This is a genomic window from Synechococcus sp. ROS8604 (assembly GCF_014279655.1).
Lineage (GTDB): Bacteria > Cyanobacteriota > Cyanobacteriia > PCC-6307 > Cyanobiaceae > Synechococcus_C.
Map to the genome: position 1 here is coordinate 661,725 of NZ_CP047946.1, position 24,024 is coordinate 685,748.

Here is a 24,024-nt window from a genome sequence, read left to right on the forward strand (position 1 = left end):
CAAGGCTGTCGATACGATCAACCTACGTTTACGAGTCGGGCCATGCACCTGTTGCTGCTCAACGGCCCCAACCTCAATCTGCTGGGCCAGCGGGAACCAGGCCTCTACGGCCGCCAGACCCTTGATCAGATCGAGACATCACTCTGTGAGCGAGCCTGCGCTGATGGCCTAACGCTGGAGTGTTTCCAGAGCAATTTCGAAGGTGCCCTGGTGGACCGCATCCATCAGGCGATGGGAAAGGTGGATGGAATCCTGATTAACGCAGGGGCCTACACCCACACCTCGATTGCGATCCGTGATGCCCTTCTGGGGACAGCGATTCCCTACGTGGAGCTGCACTTGAGCAATACCCACGCCCGTGAACCGTTTCGGCATCGCTCGTTTCTGGCCGACCGTGCCGTTGGCGTGATTTGTGGTTTTGGCCCTGTGAGCTACGACTTGGCCCTGGATGGGTTGGTTCGCCACCTGCGCAACTCTGCGAGCGGAGGGAAGAGCTGATGGCCTCGACATCTGTGGCCAGCATTCGTTGGTTGGCGGCACCCACGAGCGCTTCTTGGCTGCAGCAAGCGATCGCCAGACCAATAGAGGTCTTAATTGATCATGCGCACTGTGAGCGCAAAGCGGCGGGGTCTGCCGTGCAGCTGATGTTTCGCTATCTGTGCGAACCAGGCCTGGGGGAAGTGTTGAGTCCGTTGGCGCGCGAGGAGCTTGAGCATTTCGAGCAGGTGCTTGCTTTGCTACGGGCACGAGGGCGCTATCTCGAGCCTTTGCCATCCCCGGGCTATGGCGGCTTTCTTGCCAAGCACATCCGTAAAGGGGAGCCGCTGCGAATGCTGGATTCGTTTTTGGTGGCGGGTTTGATCGAAGCCCGTAGCCATGAACGGATGGCGCTGTTGGCGGAGCACAGCCCGGAGCAAGATTTAAAAGACCTTTATGGAAGCTTGTTGTTGAGTGAAGCGCGCCATTTCGGTCTTTATTGGGTGCTGTGTGAACAGCGTTGGGAGCGTTCGGTGATCGTGCCCAGGCTGGAGGAGCTTGCGCAGGTTGAAGTGGAGGCCCTGACTGGAGAATTGGAGGAGCCGGCCGACGTGAGAATGCATAGTTGTGGTGTTGATGTTCGCTGAGCTGCTCCACAACATCACTCCATATGAGGAACTGAGTGCCTGCGATATACACCCCCACTCAAGTTGTGGGGGGAGGATCTCATATCAGCGAAAACCAGATGCTGACTCGGTTTGGTAATTGTTCTCATCTAGCCTGGCGACCATCCCCTCATTGAATAGGGACCGATTGCCTCGCTTGATTGTTAAGATGGCAGCTGCCCGAATCTGTTCGTAGGTTTGTTGTGTCGACATGTTGTAACGAGAGACTAAGTCTCGAATCGTCAGCATCGATGTAAGTCGCCTGTTGGATAGATAAACGACTTACTGAAAGGCTTCAAGCGGATTAAATGTATTGATGTAACCTTCTCCAGAGGGGAGTTTATTAATCACTGAAAAGCTACTGGCATAGGGCAGTGGTTGCACTAAGGGAACAAAGCGGACATAGCTGGCATATCTATTTTTAACGCTGTTGGCAATTGATTGAGCCGTAGACAGTTCGCAATATTTGGATGCATTCCATTTGTTTGTAAATTTAAGAATTAGCTTTGTCTTGTGAGGATTCACTACCTACGACAAAATCCCACCATGCTTCAAGACGTTGCGTAGATGCATACCAGATGTCTCCAAATAAACCACCATGGGCAGTGTCGTCTTGAATCAGAGAGCGGGCGCCAGTAAGTAGAGCTGACTCAACTGGAACGAGTCCATCACCGAGGCATCCTTCATCATCAATAGCTCTTTGGTAACTAGCTTTAGCGCCCCTGCGGCTGAATGCCGAGGCATTTCCACTAGACAAATCAAGCTTTCCGGCAATAGCGACATAGTCAACGTCAGATTCATGACAACCAGGAAAGCGGCGGTCGACCATCGCCCTCAAAGGTGTTGCACGGACTGCCTGATGAGGACTGCCGAGTGTAACCAAACGATCACATCTTTTAGAGCCCGCATAAATCCTTCCCTCAAAAGGTTCATCGCTGAGATAGAGGCGTAACATCACTCCACCGGAGCTGTGCCCAATCAAGGTGACTTTTCCACTTAGTGAGTGATGTTGAACTTGTTTCACAATGTCATCGACACGGTCGAGTACGCGTCTCCATCCAAATCTCCAGATAGTTAAAAGCCAATCCAGTCGAGACATGGGAACCACCAGAGCATTGCAAATTCCCTTGTGCTTTAGCCACTCAGCCATTGGTTCATAAGCCTCTGCTGTAATCAAGAAGCCTCCAAGGATCACAACCGGCTGCTGAGGATCAACCGTTCTCATGGCTCTGATTCATGGAATGAACACCATCATCAATGGAGAAGGATGCCTAAGCAGTGATCCGTAGGACTCTCCTGTGTAACGCGATCAGCAGCTCTTGTAGCAGATCAAGTGCCATCGATGAGTGTCATGGATTGGGGGTAACTGCTTAGAGCATTCCAAGCTGCAATAAAAATCCCACTCGTGGCTGGGCAGTTGCAAGGTACTGTGACTATCTTTTACCCGTAAAGGCTCGATTGAATGGGGTCTTCTTCGTTTCTGATTTCATCAATCAAGCATAGTTTGTTCGAGTTTTGGAAATCGCTTATGTCCAGATTTTGAGTGACTTTATCTACTTCATCAGAGACTATTTTATGTCCTTTGTGAGCCGCATGGCTCAATGCTGCTAGTGAAGTCACGGCTCTGATAGTCCCCCATGCAGTGCAGTGGAGCTTTTTAATTGCTTTTTAGAGTTGTGTTCAACATCACAGCACCGCTTAATACCGGTCACTGTCTCTGCTGGTGATTCTGGAGATGGTGTGTGGGTCGAGCAAGTAAATCACTCTTCTCAGATCGCCATGGCTAATGCATTGATTACAATCCAAAAAATCATGACTGCCCCCCCCCTAATCGCTTTCGCATTGATGTCGCCAATGCCGGAAGACTCCAAGTCTGAAAAGCTTTGGCGTCTTTCATCCCGAAGCGTGAATAGCAGCTAAAGTTAATATTCGGCTCGCGATACCGTTCACCCACATTCGGGGTTTAGAGCATATGGCGGATAAGGTTCATTCATCATTGCCATGGAAGTCATCCGTTTCGATTTTCATTTGTTCTAAGCATCTTGTGTCATGTCTGGATGAGATGGTGAATATCGGCTTAGATTGATCTATGGATTAATAATGGTGCCTTTCTCTCTCGAAACTTCTCCTGGTGATCAGAGTTGTGCGATCAGGTCAGGTGCATTCAAAGGTTGTTGCTCGTTGCTGCTTTCGGTTGATGAATTGACATCTTTGTTTGAAGACCCTCCCGTTGAGGATTGAAATGGGTTGGCTCATGTCTTTGGCTAGCGGTCTTGAGATCACGGAATAAAAAAGCTACTCCCCTAAAAGAGCAGCTTAAAAACCAACACCTGAGCTATCAAAACCAAGAGCGTGAGCTGCAACCAGGATCTCTATGGTCGATCTTCTGTAGCAGCTAGTTGAATTGCCCTCTTTCGAGGGGCAGACCGTGAACCCACAGCTTGATTTTAAATTTGAATCTCAATCAGTGAAGAGTAAAAGGTTGTTTGTGGCTGATTAGTTCTTGTCTGTCAACGACTTGGACATGGCGGCTGCGAGAGCAACACAACCAGCGACGATCAGATAGCCCATGAGATTTGTTTGAAGGCTTAAGCATCATTTGTTTTCGAGCTGCCTGCTGACTGTCTCCGATGAGACCGAATCCTCAATCGATCGGCTGGATTGTCTGTTTGCTTGCTTAGGCAAGGCCTGGATAGTGACTGGCAATTGGGTCATCGGTGAAGGATGCCGCCCACCCTCCTGATTTTTTGAAAAAACGAATCACGCAGTAGCTGGGGTTCGCGCCCATGTCGAACCAGTGCCGGGTTTCCGCTGGAATGGCGATCCAATCATTGGCTTCGCAGATCAGCTGAAGCACCTCCCCATTGATATGGAGTGAAAACAGGCCGCGACCCTCCACAAAAAACCGCACTTCGTCTTCCGCATGCTGGTGTTCGCGCAGAAATGTTTGGCGCAATGGTTCGCTGCTGGGTTGATCTCCACCAACGCGCATCACGTCCACGGTTCCATATCCATCGCTGTCTTGGACGGAACGGATCAGTGATTGATAGGCCAACAGAATCTGCTCTTGATTGGCCCCTTGTTCGAGCCCTGGCTGGCTTGGCCAGCGTTGAAACTTGATCCCTCGCGTTTTGAGCTCTGCGCTGATCAAGGCGGGATTGCTGGTGCTGAACAGTGGCTTTGGTGTGGATGCAACGGCTGAAGCACGGTCTGCAGCAATGCCTGCTGCCTGTGTTGCGTAAATCCTCAGCTGCGTCATCAGCGCTGCGTTGCCTGAACCGCATTCCTGTTTAGCTCTGACGAGTCTCTGGCGTGGCGCCTGTCCCACCGGTCACTGTCATTGTTGGGCAGTTGGTTGGGGATCTTGTGCCTCACGCTCTGCAATTGATCGGAGTGGGCCCTGGTGATCCAGAGCTTCTCACCATTGCTGCTGTTCGCGCGATTGAAACCGCCGATGTCGTGGCTTATCCCGTTGCTCGTGCTGATGCTGATGGGATGGCTTGGACCATTGCCTCTCGCTGGACGCGTTCAACGCAACGGCGGCTGCCTCTGGTCTTTCCGATGGTGGCGGAAGCCGAGCCGAGATTGAAGGCTTGGCGTCATGCTGCCGATGCGCTTGCGTCTGAGCTGCGACGCGGTTTATCGGTGGTTTTGCTCTGTGAAGGTGATGCCTCGTTGTTTGCCTCGAGCAGCTATGTGCAACTGGCACTTCGCAAGCAGCATCCTGATCTCAGGGTCAAGTTGATTCCGGGTATTCCGGCAGTTTGTGCTGCAGCAGCTGCTAGCGCGGAGATGGCGATTGATTGGCCTCTCGCCTTGCAGCAAGACGGGGTGCTGATTCGTCCTTGCCCAGACCAAGAATCAGATCTGGAGAGATTGCTTGAATCAGCTAAAGCGGACTGCATGGTGCTGGCATTGATCAAGCTGGGGCAGCGATGGCCATGGGTTCGAACTTGCCTTGACCAGCGCCGGCTGCTCGAGGGCTCCCTCTTCGCGCAACGGGTGGGTTGGCCTGATCAGGTCTTGGCGCGGGCAACCGAAATTCCCGCTGAATCGAAGCCTTATTTTTCACTGCTGCTGATTCGGCAGACTTGGCCTGAGGTAGTGCCGTGACGGAAAGCGTTTCGTTTCTCACGTCTTTGAATTGGCTCGGGCTGGTTCACCCCGTTCTGATGATTTTGTTTGTCTATCCGGTGGTGGGTGCCACGATTCGGTTAGGCATCTTGGCCCGGGAACGGCGGCTGGATCTCAATCCGATTGCGCCAACGGTGCCGGTGGAACACGCCGATCACGGTCGTTGGGTGACGGGGGGAATGGTGTTGGCGGTGTTGGTGGCGTTGTTTCACAACGCTTTGGCAGGAGGGATGCAGGCTGATCAGATGTTGGGATTCCTGCTGGCTGTCGTGGGTGCTGCAGCGGCATACGTGGCGTTATTAGGTGCCAAAGGTGTTGTCCCGAAGATGTTGTGGGCAGCAGCCTGTTGGTTCACTCTGATGCTGAGTGCCTCTCAGCCAGCGTTGCTCCAGTGGCGCCAGGCCTTCCCCACAGCGGTTTGGCAGTCGCATCTTTGGGGGGGGCGGCCTTAATCGCACTGATGTTGGCTGCGGTAGTGATGCAAAAGCAGATTGCGGGTCGGCTCTGGATGCGACGGCTGCATGTGTGGATGAATGTTGTTGTTGCTTTGTTGCTAGCGACGCAGGCCATCACTGGGACGCGTGATTTATTCATGCGCTGATGTTGGGGATTGACTCGCAGAAAATGAGCGATGCGCCTCAATCAGAACAATCCTTGCCAGATGATTGAGCCAGGATTTGACGCCCCATTAATCTTTTCAAATCTTGTGAACGATTCATGAGCGGAAGTGGACATCACGGGCCTGATCGCAGCCTTTGGATGGATCACATCGAATCACCACCACCGATCGGAACAGGGACTGCTTGGACGGTGCAAGGGTTTGAGGATTTTTTTCGATGTATCCCAACGCTCTATCGGTGACGTTGCCGATTACAACGTGCACCTTCCTACCGATGGGGATCTCTACGACACCCATGAGATCTATGCCGGTCCAGATGGCATGGTCTATTTCACCCAGCGCATGCATGACCGCGTAGGTCGATTCACTCTGGATGGAAGGGTTGAGTTTTTTGATCTTCCCGATGGGTCTCGCCCCCACGGCTTGCGCTTTAGCCCTACTGGTGGCTGGTACATCACGCTCGAAAACTTTGACGAAATTGTTGAGTTGAGCAAAGAGGATGGCTCGATTGTGGCCACCTACAGCGTTGCCTTTGATGATCCGCAAATCCAAGGGATTGTGGGTCCCCATGGATTAGCGATCGATCAACAAAATCGTCTTTGGTACGCCGGTCGCACCTCAGATGTACTCGGTTGGGTTGACCCTGAAACGGGAGAACATCGGCGATTTGAGTTGCCTACTCGACCTGAAATTGCTCCCAACTTTGACCATGAATTGGTCAAGCCTGAAGCTAGTGCACCGATTTATGTTGATATTGATGATGATGATAACGCTTGGTTTGTGAATCTGCAAACGAATCAAATTGCCCGCATCGATCCTCAAGGTCAGATGCGCTTATTTGAGATTGAAGGTTTTGATACTGATAACACTCGTCTGATCAATGTTTTTCAAGGCCCGGATGGATTTATTTGGGTCACGATTGAGGGAGATAATTCGCCAGCTGTGGAAAATACCCAGCAAAGTCTTGGCGGTATTGCTCGGTTTGATCCCACTACGGAAACGTTTGAGGCCTATCCCCAAAAGTTATCCAAGGGAGCCGGTGTAGTTCTGGGCGTGAAAGATAGTTCCGTTTGGTTTCAATACCAGGAGGAGGCCCTCGTTCGCTTGACGGTTGATGACTCAGGCCGAACAGACCAACAGACCTTCCCTCTTCCAGACATTGGTAAACGTGTGATGCATCGCATCGCTCAAGGACCTGATTCAAACATGTGGTTTACAAGCCTTGCGGCGGATGTTGTCAGTCGGTTGGTGACGGATCAACAGGGCTTGCCTGTGTATGGCTTTGATCAAACGCAAACGGGTGATCAATACTTGTCTGCGTTGCCAATGGAGTGGACCCATTTGTTGCAACCTGAGTCGGGTTATGACTCCCCCGACCCTCTTTTCCTGAGTCCTTCAGCTGGGGACGAGGTCATTGCAACGTCGCGCCTCTGGGACCGATTGACTGGACAGACGGTTTGGACAATCGACAATCGATTGTGATGAACGCAATTCTTGGCAGAGCAGTTGTCGCTACGAGTGGTTGGGTGAAGATTTCCGTGTGTACGACGATCTCAGTGATGCGTCGGGGTTGATTCCGGTGTATCGCGCTCTCGATGCGGATGACGCTTCACTGCTCTGGTACACAGACCCACGCTTTGTGGACGCTTCGATTCATGCCGACTCTTCAGTGGCTTGGTATGCCTATGCCATTCCAGAGAACGCGACCTTTGGCTGAACAGGATTGCTGTAAAAGCACTGCTTGCCGTTCAACAATCTCGAACGCGTGATTTATTGATGCGCTGATCCTTGGACTCTGGGCAGGTGTTGCGGGATCATGCTCGGGTTGAAAGGCCCGCGTTTGGGTGGAGCGATCAGTCGCCGGAAGAGGGCCAACAAGGCACGGCCTTCCTGAGGTGCCTGACGGTCGACCCAGCATCCCGGCCGGCAAAACAGCCAGCGGATCAGGGCATAGCGATCCTGCCGAGCCAAATCTCCCCAGTGGAGAAGGGCTTCTGTGTCGGTTTTGTTGGTAAAGATCACTGGCAATGCAGGCAGCTCTTGGCACCAGCGCAGCTTGGAACTGGCCACCCATGGAAGGGGAGAACGGGAGTAGGCGATCTTGGCGCCGCTTTCGCTTAAAGCGGTGATGCAGCAGGGATAACGATGTCCGCCGTCATCTTCAATCCAGGCTTCCAGTTTGAGCTTTTGCCATGGGGCGAGGTCCTTCGCGGCAGGGTCCCAACAGGCACGAACCGCCACGATCAAACTGAGCAGATTGATCACGCCCCACACCAGCCCGACCGGCCGACCGGCAAGCACCTGATTTGGTAAGCCGCTGGCGTTGGAGAGCAGCCCCTGGAGGTTCACCAGATTGAACAGCACGAGGGCCAATAGCGGCAGGAGTAGTTCCACGCTGGTGCTGCCACGATCACGGCGCTGATGTTTGGGAGTGACGCGAAATCCACCGATGCGTCCAATCAGGTTGGACAGCACGGTCATGGTGAGGGGAACGGTGAGCACCCAGCCGGTGAGCTCGCTTAAAAAAGCCGTTCGAGACCCACGGTTTAACCAGCCCAGGCTCAGCACTTGCAAGCCCCAGAGCGGTAGGAGAAGGGTCAATGCGGCCTCGCTGTTGAGCAGGATCGGAATGATGCCCAGAAGGCCATAGCTGAGTGGCATCAGCATCAGCACCAGCCTTGGCACGTTGTTGAACCAATGCATCACGCCTTCGAGGTAGGCGATGCGTTGCCCAAGCGATAACCCCTTGGGATGTAAGGGGCCGCTGCGAAGCCGAAGGCTTTGCAAGGTGCCAGAGGCCCAGCGTTGGCGCTGGTGTACGAAATCCGCCATGGTTTCGGCCGCCAATCCAGCGCTGAGTTTTTCCTGCAAATAGAGCAGTCGCCAGTGCTGACGCGTCAGGCTGATGCCGGTCACAAAATCCTCAGAGATGGCTTGTTCCACAAAGCCACCGATTTGATCGAGTGCTTTCCGTTTCACCACAAACGACGTGCCTGCACACACCACCGCCCCCCAGCCATCGCGCACCGGTTGGATCCAGCGGTAGAAGCTTTCTTCATCTGACAGAAGCCAATGTTCCATCCCCAGATTGCGCATCACGGGGTCCGCGTTGATGAAGGTCTGAGGGGTCTGAATTAGCGCAACCTCAGGTTCGAGCAGAAAGCCAATGCTGCGATCTAGAAAAGTGCGTTGGGGAATGAAGTCGGCGTCGAAGACGGCCACCAGCTCTCCTCGGCAGTGGCGCAGACCATGGTTGAGATTGCCGGCCTTGGCATTCACGTGCTCCGGTCGGTGCAGGTAGCGGCACCCGAGCTCGGCAGCGAGGGTTTTCACCTCATGGCGACCGCTGTCGTCGAGCACCCACACCTTGGTGTGGGGATAGGACAAGTTTGTGCAGCCAATCAGGGCTCGTTCGAGCACCTTGATGGGTTCGCCGTAGGTGGGAACCAGGATGTCCACGTGGGGTTTCCAGCCGCTGTTAGCCCAGCGCTGTTGCCGATCGTTGATCTCGAAGCGGCGATCGGGGAATCGTCGCCAAGCCAGCCAGAGCGGGATCAAGCCAATGAGGAGCAGCCAGGCTTCGGCGAGCAGGAGCAGCAGGCTGAGGCTGATCGATAAGCGGCTATCAAAGTTGAGGCTGGAGGTGACTCTCCAGGTCAAATAGCGAAGGGTGAACAAGGTGATCAGCAGGATCAGGCTGCGCCGTCCCCAGATCGGGGTGTCTTGTTCAGGGCGACGAATCAACCAGAGCGGCCAGATCAGCAGCAGAGGCAACAACTCATTCACTGAATTTGCTGCATCTGTTGATCGAGTAACTCAAGGGCTGCGGCGAGCGTGGGGGCGCGCATCAGTTGCTGCCGAAACTGGGATGCGCTGGGGAAGCCAGTGCAGGTCCAGCTCATGTGTTTCCGCGCAATCAGCAGGCCGTGATCCCCGCGTGTCTCGACGAGGGCCAGGAGTTGTTCTTTGGCGAGGGCTAGACGCGCATGGGCTGTGGGCGTGGCGGGAATCGGCAGCCCACTCAGAGCGGCATCGATTTGGCCCACCAGCCAAGGGGCACCCATGCTTCCGCGTCCCACCATCACGCCATCGGCGCCTGTGATCCGCAGGCAACGCAGCGCTTCTTCTGGGCTGTTGACATCCCCATTCGCGATCACGGGAATACGCAGGGCTGCTTTCACTGCGGCAATCGCGTTCCAATCCGCACTGCCGCTGAAGCGTTGCTCTCGTGTGCGGCCGTGCAGCGTCAGCATTCGCGCCCCTGCATCCTGCAAGCGTCGGCACCAGCTCACGGCGGCCTCCGCCCCCGCGCCGTTGTGTTCACCACACCAGCCGAGGCGGGTTTTCACCGTAACGGGAAGGCCCACGGCGGCCACCACCGTGTCCACAATTTTGCAGGCAAGATCCGGGTCGCGAATCAGCCCGCTGCCGCCTCCTTTTCGGGCGATTTTGCGGACGGGGCAACCCATATTGATGTCGATCAAAAAAGCTCCCGCATCGGCCGCTCGCCGGGCTGCATCGGCCATTGCGGCCGGATGGTGATCAAACAGCTGCACCCCAATGGGCCCTGTCTCTTCTTGCAGCCCATCCATCTTGAGCCGACCGTGCCCCAGCTCCAGGCTGGTGGCATTCACCATCTCGGTGAACAGCAGCGCATCGGGAGCCCAGCGGCGCACCAGTTGCCTGAAGATCCGATCGCTGACGCCAGCGAGTGGGGATTGCAGGACGCGGCACCTGAGTTGTCGCTCTAACAGTCGACCCTGAATCTTCAGCGGCATGGCCAAAGGCCGAAGATCTCTGCATTCTGCGGGTTTGGCGGGTGATCTGAGACTTGGCGTAATGGTTGGGCTTGTCAAGGCAAGGCGATGGGGCGAAGGATGGAGGTCTCCGGTCTCTGCTCACATGCCCTCTAACCCCTGGCCGCTGAGCCGCTTGTTGTTGGAGCGAATCCTTGAGGACCGAATCAGTGATCGCTTTGTGGCCGAGCGGATCTGGGAGCGTTTGGGGTACCAGCCACAAGGGGAGGGCCTGGTTTGGCTCGCTGGGCCTGAGACGCCCTCGGTATGGCGAGAGGCCTTCCCCCAGGCCCCGGAAGTGATCAGTGTTCGCCCCGCATCCGTGCAACTCACCCGCTCGATTCCACACGAGCACAAACAGCTCTTGAAAGAACAGCTGAAGTTTGCCGGGTATCGAATCGGAGAGCTCTATCCACGGCGCACGCGAAGGGCGACGGCGGTGAATTGGTTGTTGGCCTGGCTTGCATCCCGCGATCAGTTGCTGGTAGAGGAGGGCCCCTTGCCACCCTTGCTGGATACGCCGCTCAATCCAGTGAGCGGCCATCCCGGTGATCTTCCCGTGCGTTGAGCCCTAGGCCTGGATGATCACCTTGGTGCCTTTGGGGGTGTTCTCGAACAGCCATCGAGCCTGTTTGGTGGGCATGCGGACGCAACCGTGGCTTCTCGGCACTCCAAAGGCTTGGCCAGCATCTTCTTGCCAGGGAGCGGCGTGCATGCAAATGGCTTCGTTGGCGGTGATGCACATCGCATAGGGCACGCCTGGAGAAACATAGGTGCGTCCGCGCATGGTGACCGAGCGGTACTTGGTGAGCACCGAGGCGTGGCCCGTGGGTGTGGGCGATGAAGCCTTGCCCGTACTCACGGGAATCACCCGGACGGTTTGATCTTGCTCGTTAAGCACGGTGAGGGTCTGATCGGAGAGATCGACCACGAGCGTTGCAATGAGCTCAAGCATGGTTGTGCCGCTGGCGTCGTTGTCACAGGCCTAGCTGCGTCGCATGCGTCTCATTCGTCTCTTTCTGAATGATTTCGCATTTCCGTGATGGGTCACCTCTGTACTGTCAAGAAAGTTTTTCTGGGCTCCTGTCTTGGCACGTCCGGTCGTCGCAATCATCGGACGTCCCAACGTGGGCAAGTCCACCTTGGTGAACCGTCTTTGTCGAAGTCGTGAGGCAATCGTTCACGACCAGCCAGGTGTGACCCGAGATCGCACCTATCAAGACGGGTATTGGGGCGATCGAGAATTCAAGGTGGTGGACACCGGCGGCTTGGTGTTCGATGACGACAGTGAGTTTCTTCCTGAGATCCGGGAGCAGGCCGGCCTCGCCCTAGCTGAAGCCAGCGTGGCGTTGGTGATTGTGGATGGTCAGCAGGGACTCACGGCTGCTGATGAATCGATCGCGGAATGGCTGCGTACGCAGCCATGCAAGACGCTGCTGGCAGTGAATAAGTGTGAGTCTCCGGAGCAGGGGTTGGCGATGGCCGCTGAATTTTGGTGCCTCGGTCTTGGCGAACCCCATCCGATTTCGGCCATTCATGGTGCTGGCACCGCCGAGCTTCTCGACCAGGTGCTCACCTTTCTTCCGCCCAAGGACGAGGAGAGCGATGAAGAGGAGCCGATTCAGCTTTCGATCATTGGTCGCCCCAACGTGGGGAAATCCAGCTTGCTCAACGCCATCTGTGGGGAGACGCGGGCGATCGTCAGTCCGATTCGTGGTACCACCCGCGACACGATTGATACCCGTATCGAACGGGAAAATCGTCCCTGGAGATTGATCGACACCGCGGGAATACGCCGGCGTCGAAGCGTGAATTATGGGCCAGAATTTTTTGGGATCAATCGCAGTTTTAAAGCCATTGAACGCAGTGATGTCTGCGTTCTAGTGATCGATGCTCTCGATGGTGTGACCGAGCAAGATCAACGCTTGGCGGGACGGATCGAAGAGGACGGTCGCGCTTGTGTGGTGGTGGTGAACAAGTGGGATGCGGTGGAAAAAGACAGCCACACGATGACGGCGATGGAAAAGGAGCTTCGCGCCAAGCTCTACTTTCTCGATTGGGCTCCGATGCTGTTCACCTCAGCGCTCACGGGGCAGCGGGTCGACAGTATTTTTGCCTTGGCGGCTCTTGCTGTGGAGCAGCACCGCCGCAGGGTGAGCACATCGGTTGTGAACGAAGTGCTGAAGGAAGCCCTCAGCTGGCGGAGTCCCCCCACCACCCGTGGTGGCCGGCAGGGCCGGTTGTATTACGGCACCCAGGTGGCAAGTCGTCCGCCCAGTTTCACGTTGTTTGTGAATGAGCCCAAGCTGTTTGGCGATACCTATCGCCGCTACGTCGAGCGTCAAATTCGTGAAGGGCTCGGCTTTGATGGCACGCCGGTGAAGCTGTTCTGGCGAGGCAAGCAACAACGGGATGCTGAAAAGGAGCTGGTCCGCCAGCAGAACCGCCAAGGCTGATCCTCCATGGACTGGTTGCGACAGATTCCGATCGGGCAGTACGTCGATGGCAGCGCTGGTTGGCTGCGTCTGATCGATCCGCGTTTGAAGCTGGGTTGGGTGGTGATGTTTTTACTCACCCCTGTGCTGGCCGGTCCGTTGTGGCGTCTCGGGCTTGTGCTGGCTTTGATGGTGATCACCGCCTTGAGTGGCTTGCCCGCCAGGTTGTGGTGGCGCTCTCTCCTGCTGGTGGTGTGTCTTGGGGTTGGCTTTGGCCTCCTGGCGATGTTTTTGCCAACGGGAGATCCCGCGGCCACGCAGACCATTCGGCCTGTTCAGGAGTTGCAGGGTTTGTCCTTGCAGGCGCCAAGTTGGGAGTTGTTTCGCCTGGGTCCTGTTCAGCTTGGACCGCTCAACCTGGGCCCCCTGTCTGTGGACCGGCGTTCGGCTGAGCTCGGTCTCAACAGCGCAACGTTGATTGTCACCGTGGTGCACAGCGTGAATCTGATGCTGCTGTCCACCCCCAGTGAAGATCTGATGTGGGCCCTGAATTGGTGTCTATTCCCGCTGACCAGGCTCGGTTTGCCAGTGGATCGTCTCTGCTTTCAGTTGTTGTTGGCGCTGCGTTTTTTACCTCTCGTGCAAGAGGAACTGCAGAATTTGGTGCGCTCGGTGGCGAGTCGAGCGGTCAATTTTCGTCAGCTGGGCTTCAAGGCTTCCTTTGGATTGCTCCTTTCTGTGGGAGAACGACTTCTCGCCAATATTTTGTTGCGGGCTGAACAAGGTGCTGATGCCTTGATTGCCAGGGGAGGGCGTTGGCTTCCTGCGGACTGCTTCCGTCCTGTTCAGAACCCGTCTGCCCTCACCCGTGGTTTGAACTTGCTGTCATTTGTGCTTCTTCTCGCGGTGGTGGGATTGCGAGGCAAGTACGGTGCTCTCTAAATCTTGACGGACTGAGTTGTGGGAGCGGAGCGTTACCTCAATCACCCCACCTTCGGAATGCTTTATCAGGTTTCGACCGCTGGAGAAGGTCGGGATCTGTACGCCACGCTTTATGCCCAGCGCATGTTCTTTCTGGTGACGCTGCAACCCAGAGGGGCTCAGTTTGAGGTGATTCCGCATCAGGATGCCCGGCACCACGCAGAGCTTCACCTCGCGCGCTGTCGACGTGATCGCTCCTCCGATTTCGCCGATTGGAAGCAGCTTTTCGATCAAACCTTCATTTGATGGCGTCCAGCAGCACAGAATCTGAGACGATTCAGGCGCGGTGGCAGGCGATTCACGCTGATTGTCCAACCGCCGTGCATTTGCTGGCTGTCAGCAAATGCCACCCGGCCATGGCGGTGCGTGAGCTTGCCGCGATGGGGCAAGTGGATTTTGGGGAGAGCAGGGTGCAGGAGGCACTCCCCAAACAACAGGACTTGTCAGACCTCAGCGGCTTGCGTTGGCATTTCATTGGACGTTTGCAGGCCAACAAAGTTCGGGCTGTCGTGCGTGCTTTCCCTGTGATTCATTCAATCGACTCTCAGGCCCTCGCAGAGCGCACCTCCAGGATTGCCTTGGAGGAAAACAAAAGTCCGGAGGTTTTTTTTCAGGTCAAACTTCGCGACGATCCGGCGAAGGGTGGCTGGGAGCCGGATGGCTTGCGGGAGGTTTGGCCAGAGCTGCAGTCGCTGCCGGGCTTGAAACCCATCGGGCTGATGACCATGGCCCCCCTTGGCCTGGGGCCTGAAGAGCGTCAGAGCCTCTTTCATGAGTGCAGAACCCTCGCGGATAAGCTGGCTCTGCCCGAATGCTCGATGGGGATGAGCGGCGACTGGAAGCAGGCTGCGAAGGCTGGTGCCACCTGGGTTCGCGTGGGATCTGGATTGTTTGGCCCGCGGCCTGAACGCTTGGTTTGACCCCCACTCAGCTACGTAGTCTGTTGTGAAGATGATCAAATGGTCTAGTCACTCTTGCTCACAACTCTGTAGAGCGCTATTCAGGGTCAAGGTTTGATTGGTTTCCGGTGTCGCTGATTTCTCGTCTTCGTGCGGTCGTTGCGGGTGATGATTACCTCGACGGTGATTATGACGATCTCGATTACGACACTGGCGAACAGGACGAAGTCGAGGAAGCTCCTTCTCAATCCATGTCAAGTGCTCTTGCAACTCTTGACGGAACCAATCCCTTTGAAAGTGAGCAATCTTTCACTGGATCCAATGTGATCGGGATGCCTGGTATTAGCACCGGGCCCGCTGAAGTTTCTTTGATGGAACCTCGCAGTTTTGATGAAATGCCTGGCGCCATCCAAGCCATTCGTGAGCGCAAAACGGTGATCCTTAATCTCACGATGATGGAGCCAGATCAAGCACAACGGGCAGTGGATTTCGTGGCAGGTGGAACCTTTGCTATCGACGGTCATCAAGAGCGTGTTGGCGAAAGCATCTTTCTGTTCGCTCCCAGCTGCGTGACCGTCACGAACGCCACCCAGGACGAAGCTTCCGTTCCTACCCACGTTTCCAAGGACGTCGAGCAAGCCTCTTCTGAGGCCAGCATCGCTCCGACTCCAGCCTGGAGTGCCACAAGCGCTACCGCACTTTGAGCCCTCAGTGCCCTTTTCCTTTGGTGTGATCGGTCTGGGCCGGATGGCTCAGGCCCTCGTGATTCCCCTGATTGAACAGGAACTCATTCCTGCTGATCAGGTGATTGCGGTTGTTGGTCGTCAGGAGTCTGTGGCAACGGTGTCTCAGCGCGTTCCCTCTGGCGTGAAGATCGTTGCGGCCGCTGATCCTGCTGCAACAGATGCGTGGGGGGCATCGGTTCAGCTTTTGGCCGTCAAGCCCCAGATGCTCGATGCAGTCGCTGCGTCAGCGCCCCCTCGATCAGCCATGCCTGAGTCGGGCTCAAGCCTGTTGATTTCCGTGCTTGCTGGGATTCCTTTGGCGCGGCTTCAGGATTTGTTTCCTGGCCGGGTTTGTGTGCGTGCCGTACCCAATACCCCCTGCCTGGTGGGTCAGGGACTCACGGGTTTGGCCTGGGGGGATGGCGTCTCTGATCAGGAGAAGCGGCAAGTGCGTTCCTTTTTTGAACCTGTTAGTGAGGTTCTGGACCTGCCCGAAGAACGGCTTGATGCTTTTCTTTCGCTCACCTCCTCTGGCCCTGCCTATGTGGCCTTAATGGCGGAAGCCTTGGCCGATGGTGCTGTTGCAGTGGGCATGCCTCGGGCCCAGGCCCATCATTTGGCCCACCGAACCCTCGCTGGAACCGCGGCCTTACTTCAGGAACAAGAACTGCATCCTGGCGAACTCAAAGACATGGTGGCCTCCCCTGGTGGCACCACCATGGCTGCGCTGCGTCATCTCGAAAAAGCGGGCTTGCGTTCAGCCTTGATTGAAGCCGTTGTTGTCGCTACGCACCATGGTCGGGGGATGGCCAACTAGCCCTGGCTTATGCGGCTAAAGGGTTCTCGGCGATCAGGGTGTCGTAAAGCTCTTCCAGAGCATCGATATTCGACACCATCCGGTAGCGCTCCATGACCCGCTCACGCGCTCGCCGCCCTAGCTCCTGGGTGAGTAGCGGTTGATCACGGAGAACAGGCAGCAAGGTGCGGAGCTGGGTGGTGACCCCCTGCGTGCTGAGCACGATGCCGGCTCCACCCGCCAGCACTTCTCCATCCGCTCCAGCGTCCGTGGCGACGCAGGCGCATTGGCAGCCCATGGCCTCGAGAAGGGCAATGGAGAGCCCCTCCACCAGAGACGGCAGCACAAACACTTCAGCGCACTGGAGCAGGGCGATGCGGGTGTTGAGATTGGCTTCGTAGCCCCACCACAGCAGATCCCCGATCCCATTGCCGTACACGTTTTGCAGCGTGCTGCGCAGGGGCCCGTCACCCACGATCACGAGCCTGCAGCCGGCTGGCTTGACCAGTCGCCAGGCCCGCAACAACGCTTCCACATTTTTCTCGGTTGCGATCCGTCCCATGTACAGAAAAATGCGCTGATCACCAAGGCGAGAGCGCACGGTATGCAGTTCCTTGCTAATCGAGGCGGGATGGCTCGGGGCGGGAGACCAGCGCTCGGGATCGACGCCATTGGGGATGACGGCAAGGCGCGTTTCGTGGACCCCTAAACGGTTCAGCACTTCCGCCTGAAGATCGGAAAAGACGATCACCCGGTCGTAGCGGGAGAGAGCAGGTGCGTAGAGCTGGTAGCTGAGCTGTTGCGTGCCTGCTGTGAGGTTGCGCAAGCCCGCATCAAAGGGGGGATGAAAGGTTGCGACCAGCGGAATCCCTAGGGGTTGGCAAAGCTCCGGAAGCCTGAAGTCGAGGGGGGAGAGGGTGAGGCTGGCGTGCACGACATCGGGCTGCAACCTCTTCAAGGACTCACGCAACTCCCTCTGGGCCCTAGGGGAGGGGATTGTGTACACCTGAGACTTCACCAGGTAGGGCAGGCTCACATCCGGGTCGTGGGCCAGTAACGACGTGTTGCTACTGCCTGGGGAGCCAGGGTTATCGAAATGAATGAAGCTGGTTTGATGGCCGCGTTTCTTGAGGGCCTCTGTGGTGCTCAGCCCGTAGGTGACATTGCCGCAGAACGGAGTTTTTTTGCCGAGCCAGGCAATGTGAGCCACTGGCACCGTTTCAAAGCCGAGTCTGAAGTTAGCAGCGCTCCCAAGGGCGCTCCCATAGAGCGGCAGCGAGAGACAGGGCCGCAAGCACCCAGAGCACCGGGATCAAGCCAATGCTGCTCACCAGGGCACCGGCGAGAACCAGGGGCAGGCTGAGAGCAATGTTGATCAGGTTGTTCTGCAGCCCGAAGACCCGACCCCGCTGCGCTTCAGGGGTGTCTTCCTGAATGGTGGTCTGAGCCGGAATCGCGACGAGAGCGGCACCAATGCCCAGGACGCCGCACAACAACAGGGTGGTGCTGAGATTTCCGCGCAGTTGGCCAAGCATGATCAGGCACCAGGTGATCGTGCCCAGTCCGGCCGCGGCGAGGCGACGACGGCTGAAGCGATGGCCCATTTGGGCCACCAGCACCGCGCCAATGGCCATCCCGAGTCCGCTCATCGCCAGCAGGGTGCCGAAGCCTGTTGGCCCCAACCCTTGGATGGCAGACGCCAGGCTGATCGCCAGCACATACAGCGCGGCTAGGAGGCTGTAGAGCACTACGAGATGCACCATCGCTCCGCGGACGGAGGACTGCTCTCGAAGCACCTGAATGCCTGCCACGATTTCTTTCCAGACCGATTCGCTGCTGTCCTTTCGCGGCGGTTCGCGCATCTGGATGGTGCTAAGGCTGATGGCCGCCATCCCGTAACAGAACGGAAGCAGCAGAAATTCGCCGTTGTTGATGCCCACCGTTTGAAGCAGGTGGTTGAGTCCTCGCAGGATTGGATCGCCTAGGGCAAAACCCACGATTGTGGCCCCCATGCTTGTGGCCTGATAGAGGGAGTTGGCGGCCAGCAGGTGTTCTCTGGGCACCAGCAGTGGGATCGAGGCTTGCTCAGCGGGGGCGAAAAACTGGGTGAGAACCGATTCAAGAAAGGTCATCACCAACAGAGCCCAATATCCCCAGCTCAGCCCAAACCAGTGCGGCCCAGGGATCAGGAACAGAGGAGTGCACAGCACAAGCAGTGCCCTCAGGCCATTGGAGGCCACCATCACCCTGCGTTTGGGCCAGCGGTCTACCCACACCCCCGCAACGGATCCGAGCACCATTGCTGGGATGGTGTTGGCCACATAGATGCCGGTAGCCAGCAAGGTGATCCGTTGGGCTCGCGTCTCGAAATCCATGCGAATCGCAGAGGCGATTTCAGCAAGGGCGCCATTGCTATCCGGTGTGTTGGTCACCCAGTATTGGGCGATCAAATACACCATCAACACGATGTAGAACTTGTCCGCAAGTTGGGAGAAGATCTGGCCGACCCAGAGGCGTCGGAAGCCATCGAGATGGATCACGGCCTGAAGGCCGAGGCGACCTTCGGGATTGGCGCTCGTGGGCAGGGCCGGATCCGGACTATTTAGGGAGGGGCCGCTCAAAATGTGTTCATTCGCCGGATCATGATCGCCCACCACTGGCCGTAGCGTGGACAGCCTCTTTCACCATGGCAAAGGAGCGCACGGGCCTTGGGAGATGCACACGGCACCAGCACTCCAAAAGGGTAAAAAGTCTGAGCCAAACGGTTCTGGGTCCCATCAAGCCGCCGTCTTGGCGTTCCGGCAGTTCAAGCCGCGTTAAGCGCTGAAGCAGGGCTAGCTCGGAGGGGTTGATCTGGATGGCTGCTCCAGCTTGCGCACCGATGGCCAGACCTTCGTCCGCCAGCAGGCTGCAGCGCCAGTCCCAATTCCCGATCGGTGGAGAGAGGGCGGCTCCAGTGCGGCAACACGTTTGCAGAGGCAGGCCGTAGCCGCCGAGAGCGAGCAGGTGAACGCAGGCCTGAACAAGCGTTGCCAGGGTTCGATCCACACGCTCGCCCTCAGCGCTTTCACGTTGAGCTTCACCCTGATTCCTCGCCAGCAGCTCGAGACGCTCGAGATGCATCAAGACCACACTGAGCATTCCGGGTAGAGGATCATCTCCAGCGACCAACGAGATCGAAAGCTCAGACAGAGCCTGGGCGGCTGTGAGCGTTTCCAATCGTTGGCCCACGTTGCCGAAATTGTGTTGCACCCGCAGTTGGCGCACCCGAAGCAGGCCGCTGCGTCCTCCCACCTGCAGCTCCAGGGTGGTGAGGGGAACCGCTGCTGCCAGGCTGCTGCGAGGTTTACGCGCCCCTGGCACGGCCAGGCGAATCAGGCCGACGTCATCGCTGAGCAGGGTGAGCAGCCTGTCCTGCTCTCCGAGGGGGCCCACCTTTAAGGCCAATCCTTCGATTCGCCGTTCCGGGCTCATTGCGGATGCCGAAGAGCCTGAATCAACGCTGGGCCATGGCTGGTTCCCAGGGCCGTGGCGCCCTCTTCCACAAGGTCCAGGGCCGTTTCCAACCGTTGAATGCCCCCGGCCGCCTTGATGGCGCAATTCCCCCTGGCAAGTTCCTTGAGCTTGCGCACTTGCAGCGGAGTGGTGGCCGCTCCAAATCCGTTGCCCGCTTGCAAGCACGCAGCACCGGCATCGATGGCGGCTTCGACAGCCAAGCTCAGCCGCTCTGGCGGCAAGCGGTTGACATCCAAAATCACCGTGACCGGTAGGCCGAGATCGCAAATTTTCGCAAGCTCTTCCGCATAGGCCTCCGCCCGCCCCGCTGTGATGGCAGCGAGGTTTGGCACCACATCAAGGGCATCCGCTCCCCTGGCTGCGGCCCATTCCGCCTGCGCCCGTTTGAGCTCCGCTGGAATCGTTCCGAAGGGGAAGTCCACAACAGCAAACAGGCGAAGACGACCGCTTGGTCCAAGGCGATTTCGGACCGCTTCCAGGTGGCAGAGGCTGGTGCAGAGCCCCCCGAAGCCGAGCAACCTCCCCGCATCGCAAAGGTTGTGCAGGGCCTCCTCTTCCAAGAGTGGATCTAAAACGGCTTGATGGATCAAGGGCGGCAGCTCAGGAAGCTCCCGCTGACGCGGCGACGCGGTCATCGTTGTGGGGCAAGCACTGGCTTTAATTCCGCGCTTGGATCACGCCAAAACCACCGTGATTGCGGTGATAAATCACCTGGAGCTCACCACTTTCTTTGTCTCGGAAGAGGTAAAAGTCGTGGTCGATCATCTCGAGTTGATGGCGTGCCTCTTCGAGACTCATCGCTGGCATCGCGAAATATTTGCGCCGAACACCTGGGCTTGGGAGCTGCGCTTCTTTCCCTTCGAGCAGGGAGTCTTCCGTGGGACGTTCCGTGAGCAGGACGTCATTCGCCGCCGTAGGGGTGGTCCGATGGCCATGGTCGCTGTGGCGTTCCTTAAACCGTCGCAGCTGGCGCGCCAGCTTGCTCGCGACCAGATCGATGCTGGCGTAAAGGTTTTCGCTTCTCTCCTGGGCGCGGATCACCGTGCCGTTGGCAAACACGGTGACTTCAGCGGTTTGTTGCGGCACCCGGGGGTTTCTGGCGACGGATAGGTGCACATCTGCTTCCTTGACGAGGTCGTCGAAGTGATGGATGGCCCGTTCCAGTTTTGTTTCGGTGTATTCCCGCAATGCGGGCGTCACATCCAAATTGCGACCATGGATCAGAAGCTTCATGGCGGTCCCCTTTGCCTGGTTCTACCGGCAACCTACTAACTGCCCTAGACGCAGGAAAGCGGTCTGCGGCATTTCTTTTTGAGCCTGTTGCGCCCGTGCCGTTCCTCCAGGCCTGGGAGTGGCAACGTCTCTGGCAGCAGCGATTGTTTGCTGCGGAAGGCTCAGACAGGGAAGCGGTGTGGATTCTTCAACATCCGTCTTGCTTCACCCTTGGTCGGGGAGCGACGGAGGATCATTTGCGCTTTGAGCCAGACCATCCGCCAGCTCCCCTGCATCGCATCGATCGTGGCGGGGAGGTCACCCATCACGCTCCAGGGCAGCTGGTGGTCTATCCGGTGTTGGACCTGCGCCGGCGTGAACCCGATCTGCATTGGTACATGCATCAGCTCGAACAGGTGGTGATCGATGTGTTGGCGGCATTGGGCTTGACGGGGCACCGCATCTCAGGCCTCACGGGGGTTTGGCTTGAGGGGCGAAAGGTGGCGGCCATCGGGGTGGGATGTCGTCGCTGGATCACGCAGCACGGCCTTGCTCTCAACGTGTCGTGTGCCATGGAAGGGTTTGCGCAGGTTGTGCCCTGTGGCATTTCCGATCGTCCGGTGGATCGTTTGCAGCGTTGGATTCCTGGCATCACCCCTGCGGTCGTGCAGCCACTGCTGCGGGATGCACTGGCCCAGCGTCTGTCCCTCATCTGGTGCGACCTTGCTGGTCTTGATTCTGGGTGGTACTCCTAGGCGCAAGCTGAAAACAACGTTGTGGGTTCGTTTGCACAGGCCAGCTGGCGACCAACGCCTTGGGAGTTGAAATCACTCGCCCGGCAGCAGCATGTGCAAGGCCTGGGGCGCGTGGATCAACTTTGGCCCAGGCTTGAGCAACGCCATGGAGCGTTGTTGGCTGTGGATGCTCCCCATGCTGTCCATCCGGAGCATTTCACCTATGCGGAGTTGTCGCAACGGATTGCAACGGCGGCGGCAGGGTTTCGTTCCTTGGGGATTCGTGAGGGAGATGTGGTGGGACTGTTTGCCGAAAACAGTCCTCGCTGGCTGATGGCTGATCAGGGTTTGATGCGCGCTGGTGCGGCCGATGCGGTGCGTGGCGCCTCGGCTCCTGTCGAGGAGCTGCGCTACATCCTCGAAGACGCCAAGGCCGTGGCTCTGGTGGTTCAAAACGCGGACCTGTGGCAACGGCTGCAATGGCCTGATCAGCTGCGCAGCCAGCTGCGCTTTGTGCTGCAGCTCGAGGGCGATGCTGTGGATCAAGACGTGATCACTTGGGCTGATCTTTTGGCGGCTGGTGCCGGGCAACAGGCACCGGATCCAGACGCTGGCCGAGATGCCGCCAGCGCTGCCAGCACGACAGCCACCATCCTCTACACCTCTGGAACCACCGGTCAGCCCAAGGGCGTTCCGCTCACTCACGCCAACCTGCTGCATCAGATGCGCAGCTTGAGTTGCGTCGCTCGGCCAGATCCCGGCGCTCCCGTTCTCAGCGTGTTGCCGATCTGGCATGCCTATGAACGCAGTGCGGAGTATTACTTCTTTTCCTGCGCCTGTTCGCAGAGCTACACCACGATCAAACAGCTCAAACGTGATCTCCCCAGGGTGAAGCCTGTGGTGATGGTCACGGTGCCGCGTCTGTGGGAGGCGGTGCAAGCCGGGTTTGAGGATGTCCTCAAAACATTTCCTGCCTCCAGGCAGCGCCTTTTGCGCGCGGCGCTCGCCAACAGCAGTGCCTATTGCTTGGCCCGGCGTCAGCGTCGCAACCTGATGCTGATCCCCCTGGGTCGCCGTCAGCGCTTGATGGCGCGCTTGAAATCTGCCGGACGCTGGCCCGCTCATGCCCTGGCAGCCAAGCTGATTTGGCCAAAGCTGAGGTTGCAGCTCAGTGGTGGTCAGCTGCGCTTCCCTATCAATGGAGGAGGAGCGATCGCTCCTCACGTGGATTCCTTTTTTGAAGCGGTGGGGATTGAGTTGTTGGTGGGCTATGGCCTCACTGAAACCAGCCCGGTCGTGAGTTGCCGGCGTCCGTGGCGCAACATTCGCGGAAGTTCAGGCCAGCCCTTGCCGGATACGGAGTTCCGGATCGTGGATGCTGAGACGCGTCAGCCGCTCGGCTTTCGTGAATGTGGTGTTGTTTTGGTGCGCGGTCCCCAGGTGATGGCTGGCTATTTGCGTCGGCCAGAGGCCACAGCAAAAGTGCTCGATGCCGATGGCTGGTTTGATACCGGTGATCTGGGCATGCTCTTGCCCGACGGGTCGGTGGTCCTGACGGGGCGTGCCAAGGACACGATCGTGCTCAGCAGCGGTGAAAATATTGAGCCGGCACCTTTGGAGGAGGAGCTGGTTTCAAGCCCCTTGATTGAACAGGTGATGCTTGTTGGTCAAGATCAACGCCAGCTGGCGGCCTTGGTTGTGCCGCGCCTCGAGGCGATGTTGGCCTGGGGGGCAGAGCAGGGTCTCCGTTTGCAGGCTGATCTCGGGGGGACTCCAGGCGATCAAGACTTGCGACGTCTGCTGCGTGGGGAACTGAATCGTCTGCTGAGTTTGCGGGTTGGAGCCCGCTCGGATGAACGGGTGATGGGTGTGGTGTTGGTGGCGCCGTTCACGATCGAAAACGGCTTGCTCACGCAGACCTTGAAGCAGCGTCGCGATCGGATCAGCGGGCGTGACCGGGAGTCGATTAACGCTCTTTACGGAAGCTGAATAGATGCTGATACCTGCATCCCCTGATTTGGGTTGACCTGCAGCC

The 24,024-nt window shown here is 57.4% G+C and carries 24 protein-coding genes and 1 pseudogene; 15 read left to right on the plus strand and 10 right to left on the minus strand.

The features are described from left to right. Nucleotides 1–42 precede the first annotated feature (42 nt). Both aroQ and SynROS8604_RS03505 read left to right on the plus strand, forming a co-directional pair. On the plus strand, nucleotides 43–498 hold the full coding sequence (gene aroQ / locus SynROS8604_RS03500; RefSeq protein ID WP_186545140.1) for a type II 3-dehydroquinate dehydratase: 456 nt from the start codon (nucleotides 43–45) through the stop codon (nucleotides 496–498). After that, nucleotides 498–1,124, plus strand: a complete 627-nt coding sequence (locus SynROS8604_RS03505; RefSeq protein ID WP_186545141.1) for a tRNA-(ms[2]io[6]A)-hydroxylase — start codon at nucleotides 498–500, stop codon at nucleotides 1,122–1,124. The genes aroQ and SynROS8604_RS03505 overlap by 1 nt, the downstream gene beginning before the upstream one ends. A 511-nt stretch (nucleotides 1,125–1,635) precedes the next feature. On the opposite strand, the gene SynROS8604_RS03510 is transcribed toward SynROS8604_RS03505, so the two are convergent. Both SynROS8604_RS03510 and SynROS8604_RS03515 read right to left on the minus strand, forming a co-directional pair. Then, nucleotides 1,636–2,367 carry a triacylglycerol lipase gene (locus SynROS8604_RS03510; protein WP_186545142.1) on the minus strand — a complete coding sequence of 244 codons (732 nt, stop codon included), beginning with the start codon at nucleotides 2,365–2,367 and terminating at the stop codon, nucleotides 1,636–1,638. A gap of 1,452 nt (nucleotides 2,368–3,819) precedes the next feature. Further along, nucleotides 3,820–4,401 (minus strand): acireductone dioxygenase, encoded by a 582-nt coding sequence (locus SynROS8604_RS03515; RefSeq protein ID WP_186545143.1) that lies wholly within the window; start codon nucleotides 4,399–4,401, stop codon nucleotides 3,820–3,822. Nucleotides 4,402–4,508: 107 nt separating this feature from the next. Between SynROS8604_RS03515 and SynROS8604_RS03520 the strand changes: the two genes are divergently transcribed. The 4 genes and pseudogenes from SynROS8604_RS03520 to SynROS8604_RS03535 all read left to right on the plus strand — a co-directional run bounded on the left by SynROS8604_RS03520 (nucleotide 4,509) and on the right by SynROS8604_RS03535 (nucleotide 7,612). Further along, entirely contained in the window at nucleotides 4,509–5,255 is a 747-nt protein-coding gene (locus SynROS8604_RS03520) for a precorrin-2 C(20)-methyltransferase (RefSeq protein ID WP_186545779.1), read from the plus strand. Then, nucleotides 5,252–5,877: pseudogene (locus tag SynROS8604_RS03525) on the plus strand (DUF4079 domain-containing protein). Before SynROS8604_RS03520 ends, SynROS8604_RS03525 begins: the two are co-directional and overlap by 4 nt. A gap of 126 nt (nucleotides 5,878–6,003) precedes the next feature. Next, complete coding sequence (locus SynROS8604_RS03530; protein ID WP_186545144.1) at nucleotides 6,004–7,377, plus strand: hypothetical protein; 1,374 nt, start codon at nucleotides 6,004–6,006, stop codon at nucleotides 7,375–7,377. Nucleotides 7,378–7,417: 40 nt separating this feature from the next. Then, nucleotides 7,418–7,612: a hypothetical protein gene (locus SynROS8604_RS03535; RefSeq protein ID WP_186545145.1), complete on the plus strand. Its 195-nt coding sequence runs from the start codon at nucleotides 7,418–7,420 to the stop codon at nucleotides 7,610–7,612. A 53-nt stretch (nucleotides 7,613–7,665) separates the two neighbouring features. Here SynROS8604_RS03535 and SynROS8604_RS03540 read toward each other — a convergent pair whose 3' ends face one another. Together SynROS8604_RS03540 and dusB are read right to left on the minus strand one after the other, a co-directional pair. Then, the gene (locus SynROS8604_RS03540; RefSeq protein WP_186545146.1) at nucleotides 7,666–9,681 is read right to left on the minus strand and encodes a glycosyltransferase; all 2,016 of its coding nucleotides are present in this window, start codon (nucleotides 9,679–9,681) and stop codon (nucleotides 7,666–7,668) included. Beyond that, a complete protein-coding gene (gene dusB / locus SynROS8604_RS03545; RefSeq protein ID WP_186545780.1) occupies nucleotides 9,678–10,673 on the minus strand; it encodes a tRNA dihydrouridine synthase DusB in 996 nt (331 codons plus the stop codon). Before dusB ends, SynROS8604_RS03540 begins: the two co-directional genes overlap by 4 nt. 124 nt (nucleotides 10,674–10,797) lie before the next feature. Between dusB and SynROS8604_RS03550 the strand changes: the two genes are divergently transcribed. Beyond that, a complete protein-coding gene (locus SynROS8604_RS03550) occupies nucleotides 10,798–11,259 on the plus strand; it encodes a DUF1823 family protein (RefSeq protein ID WP_186545147.1) in 462 nt (153 codons plus the stop codon). 3 nt (nucleotides 11,260–11,262) lie between these two features. Here SynROS8604_RS03550 and SynROS8604_RS03555 read toward each other — a convergent pair whose 3' ends face one another. Further along, nucleotides 11,263–11,646: a L,D-transpeptidase gene (locus SynROS8604_RS03555; RefSeq protein WP_186545148.1), complete on the minus strand. Its 384-nt coding sequence runs from the start codon at nucleotides 11,644–11,646 to the stop codon at nucleotides 11,263–11,265. 133 nt (nucleotides 11,647–11,779) lie between these two features. Between SynROS8604_RS03555 and der the strand changes: the two genes are divergently transcribed. The 6 genes from der (at nucleotide 11,780) to proC (ending at nucleotide 16,548) form a co-directional block, all read left to right on the plus strand. After that, nucleotides 11,780–13,147: a ribosome biogenesis GTPase Der gene (der, locus tag SynROS8604_RS03560; protein WP_186545149.1), complete on the plus strand. Its 1,368-nt coding sequence runs from the start codon at nucleotides 11,780–11,782 to the stop codon at nucleotides 13,145–13,147. A 6-nt stretch (nucleotides 13,148–13,153) separates the two neighbouring features. Beyond that, complete coding sequence (locus SynROS8604_RS03565) at nucleotides 13,154–14,068, plus strand: energy-coupling factor transporter transmembrane protein EcfT (RefSeq protein ID WP_186545150.1); 915 nt, start codon at nucleotides 13,154–13,156, stop codon at nucleotides 14,066–14,068. Between the two features lie 18 nt (nucleotides 14,069–14,086). Beyond that, complete coding sequence (locus tag SynROS8604_RS03570) at nucleotides 14,087–14,353, plus strand: PipX family protein (RefSeq protein WP_186545151.1); 267 nt, start codon at nucleotides 14,087–14,089, stop codon at nucleotides 14,351–14,353. Continuing rightward, nucleotides 14,353–15,027 carry a YggS family pyridoxal phosphate-dependent enzyme gene (locus SynROS8604_RS03575; RefSeq protein ID WP_186545152.1) on the plus strand — a complete coding sequence of 225 codons (675 nt, stop codon included), beginning with the start codon at nucleotides 14,353–14,355 and terminating at the stop codon, nucleotides 15,025–15,027. Before SynROS8604_RS03570 ends, SynROS8604_RS03575 begins: the two co-directional genes overlap by 1 nt. Before the next feature lie 107 nt (nucleotides 15,028–15,134). After that, nucleotides 15,135–15,710 carry a cell division protein SepF gene (locus SynROS8604_RS03580; protein WP_186545153.1) on the plus strand — a complete coding sequence of 192 codons (576 nt, stop codon included), beginning with the start codon at nucleotides 15,135–15,137 and terminating at the stop codon, nucleotides 15,708–15,710. A 7-nt stretch (nucleotides 15,711–15,717) separates the two neighbouring features. After that, complete coding sequence (proC, locus tag SynROS8604_RS03585) at nucleotides 15,718–16,548, plus strand: pyrroline-5-carboxylate reductase (protein WP_186545154.1); 831 nt, start codon at nucleotides 15,718–15,720, stop codon at nucleotides 16,546–16,548. A gap of 7 nt (nucleotides 16,549–16,555) precedes the next feature. Here proC and SynROS8604_RS03590 read toward each other — a convergent pair whose 3' ends face one another. The 5 genes from SynROS8604_RS03590 to hpf are packed head-to-tail and all read right to left on the minus strand — an operon-like array spanning nucleotide 16,556 to nucleotide 21,276. Further along, complete coding sequence (locus SynROS8604_RS03590) at nucleotides 16,556–17,737, minus strand: glycosyltransferase family 4 protein (protein ID WP_186545781.1); 1,182 nt, start codon at nucleotides 17,735–17,737, stop codon at nucleotides 16,556–16,558. Nucleotides 17,738–17,765: 28 nt separating this feature from the next. Then, on the minus strand, nucleotides 17,766–19,184 hold the full coding sequence (locus SynROS8604_RS03595) for an MFS transporter (RefSeq protein ID WP_255445167.1): 1,419 nt from the start codon (nucleotides 19,182–19,184) through the stop codon (nucleotides 17,766–17,768). Continuing rightward, complete coding sequence (locus SynROS8604_RS03600) at nucleotides 19,168–20,001, minus strand: DNA repair protein RecO (protein WP_186545155.1); 834 nt, start codon at nucleotides 19,999–20,001, stop codon at nucleotides 19,168–19,170. The genes SynROS8604_RS03595 and SynROS8604_RS03600 overlap by 17 nt, the downstream gene beginning before the upstream one ends. Continuing rightward, a complete protein-coding gene (locus SynROS8604_RS03605) occupies nucleotides 19,998–20,678 on the minus strand; it encodes a 2-deoxyribose-5-phosphate aldolase (RefSeq protein WP_186545156.1) in 681 nt (226 codons plus the stop codon). Before SynROS8604_RS03605 ends, SynROS8604_RS03600 begins: the two co-directional genes overlap by 4 nt. Before the next feature lie 22 nt (nucleotides 20,679–20,700). After that, nucleotides 20,701–21,276, minus strand: coding sequence for a ribosome hibernation-promoting factor, HPF/YfiA family (gene hpf, locus SynROS8604_RS03610; protein WP_186545157.1), 576 nt, complete (start codon nucleotides 21,274–21,276; stop codon nucleotides 20,701–20,703). A gap of 11 nt (nucleotides 21,277–21,287) precedes the next feature. Between hpf and lipB the strand changes: the two genes are divergently transcribed. Together lipB and SynROS8604_RS03620 are read left to right on the plus strand one after the other, a co-directional pair. Continuing rightward, nucleotides 21,288–22,010 (plus strand): lipoyl(octanoyl) transferase LipB, encoded by a 723-nt coding sequence (gene lipB / locus SynROS8604_RS03615; protein ID WP_186545158.1) that lies wholly within the window; start codon nucleotides 21,288–21,290, stop codon nucleotides 22,008–22,010. 21 nt (nucleotides 22,011–22,031) lie between these two features. Further along, entirely contained in the window at nucleotides 22,032–23,978 is a 1,947-nt protein-coding gene (locus SynROS8604_RS03620) for an AMP-binding protein (protein ID WP_186545159.1), read from the plus strand. Nucleotides 23,979–24,024 lie beyond the last annotated feature (46 nt).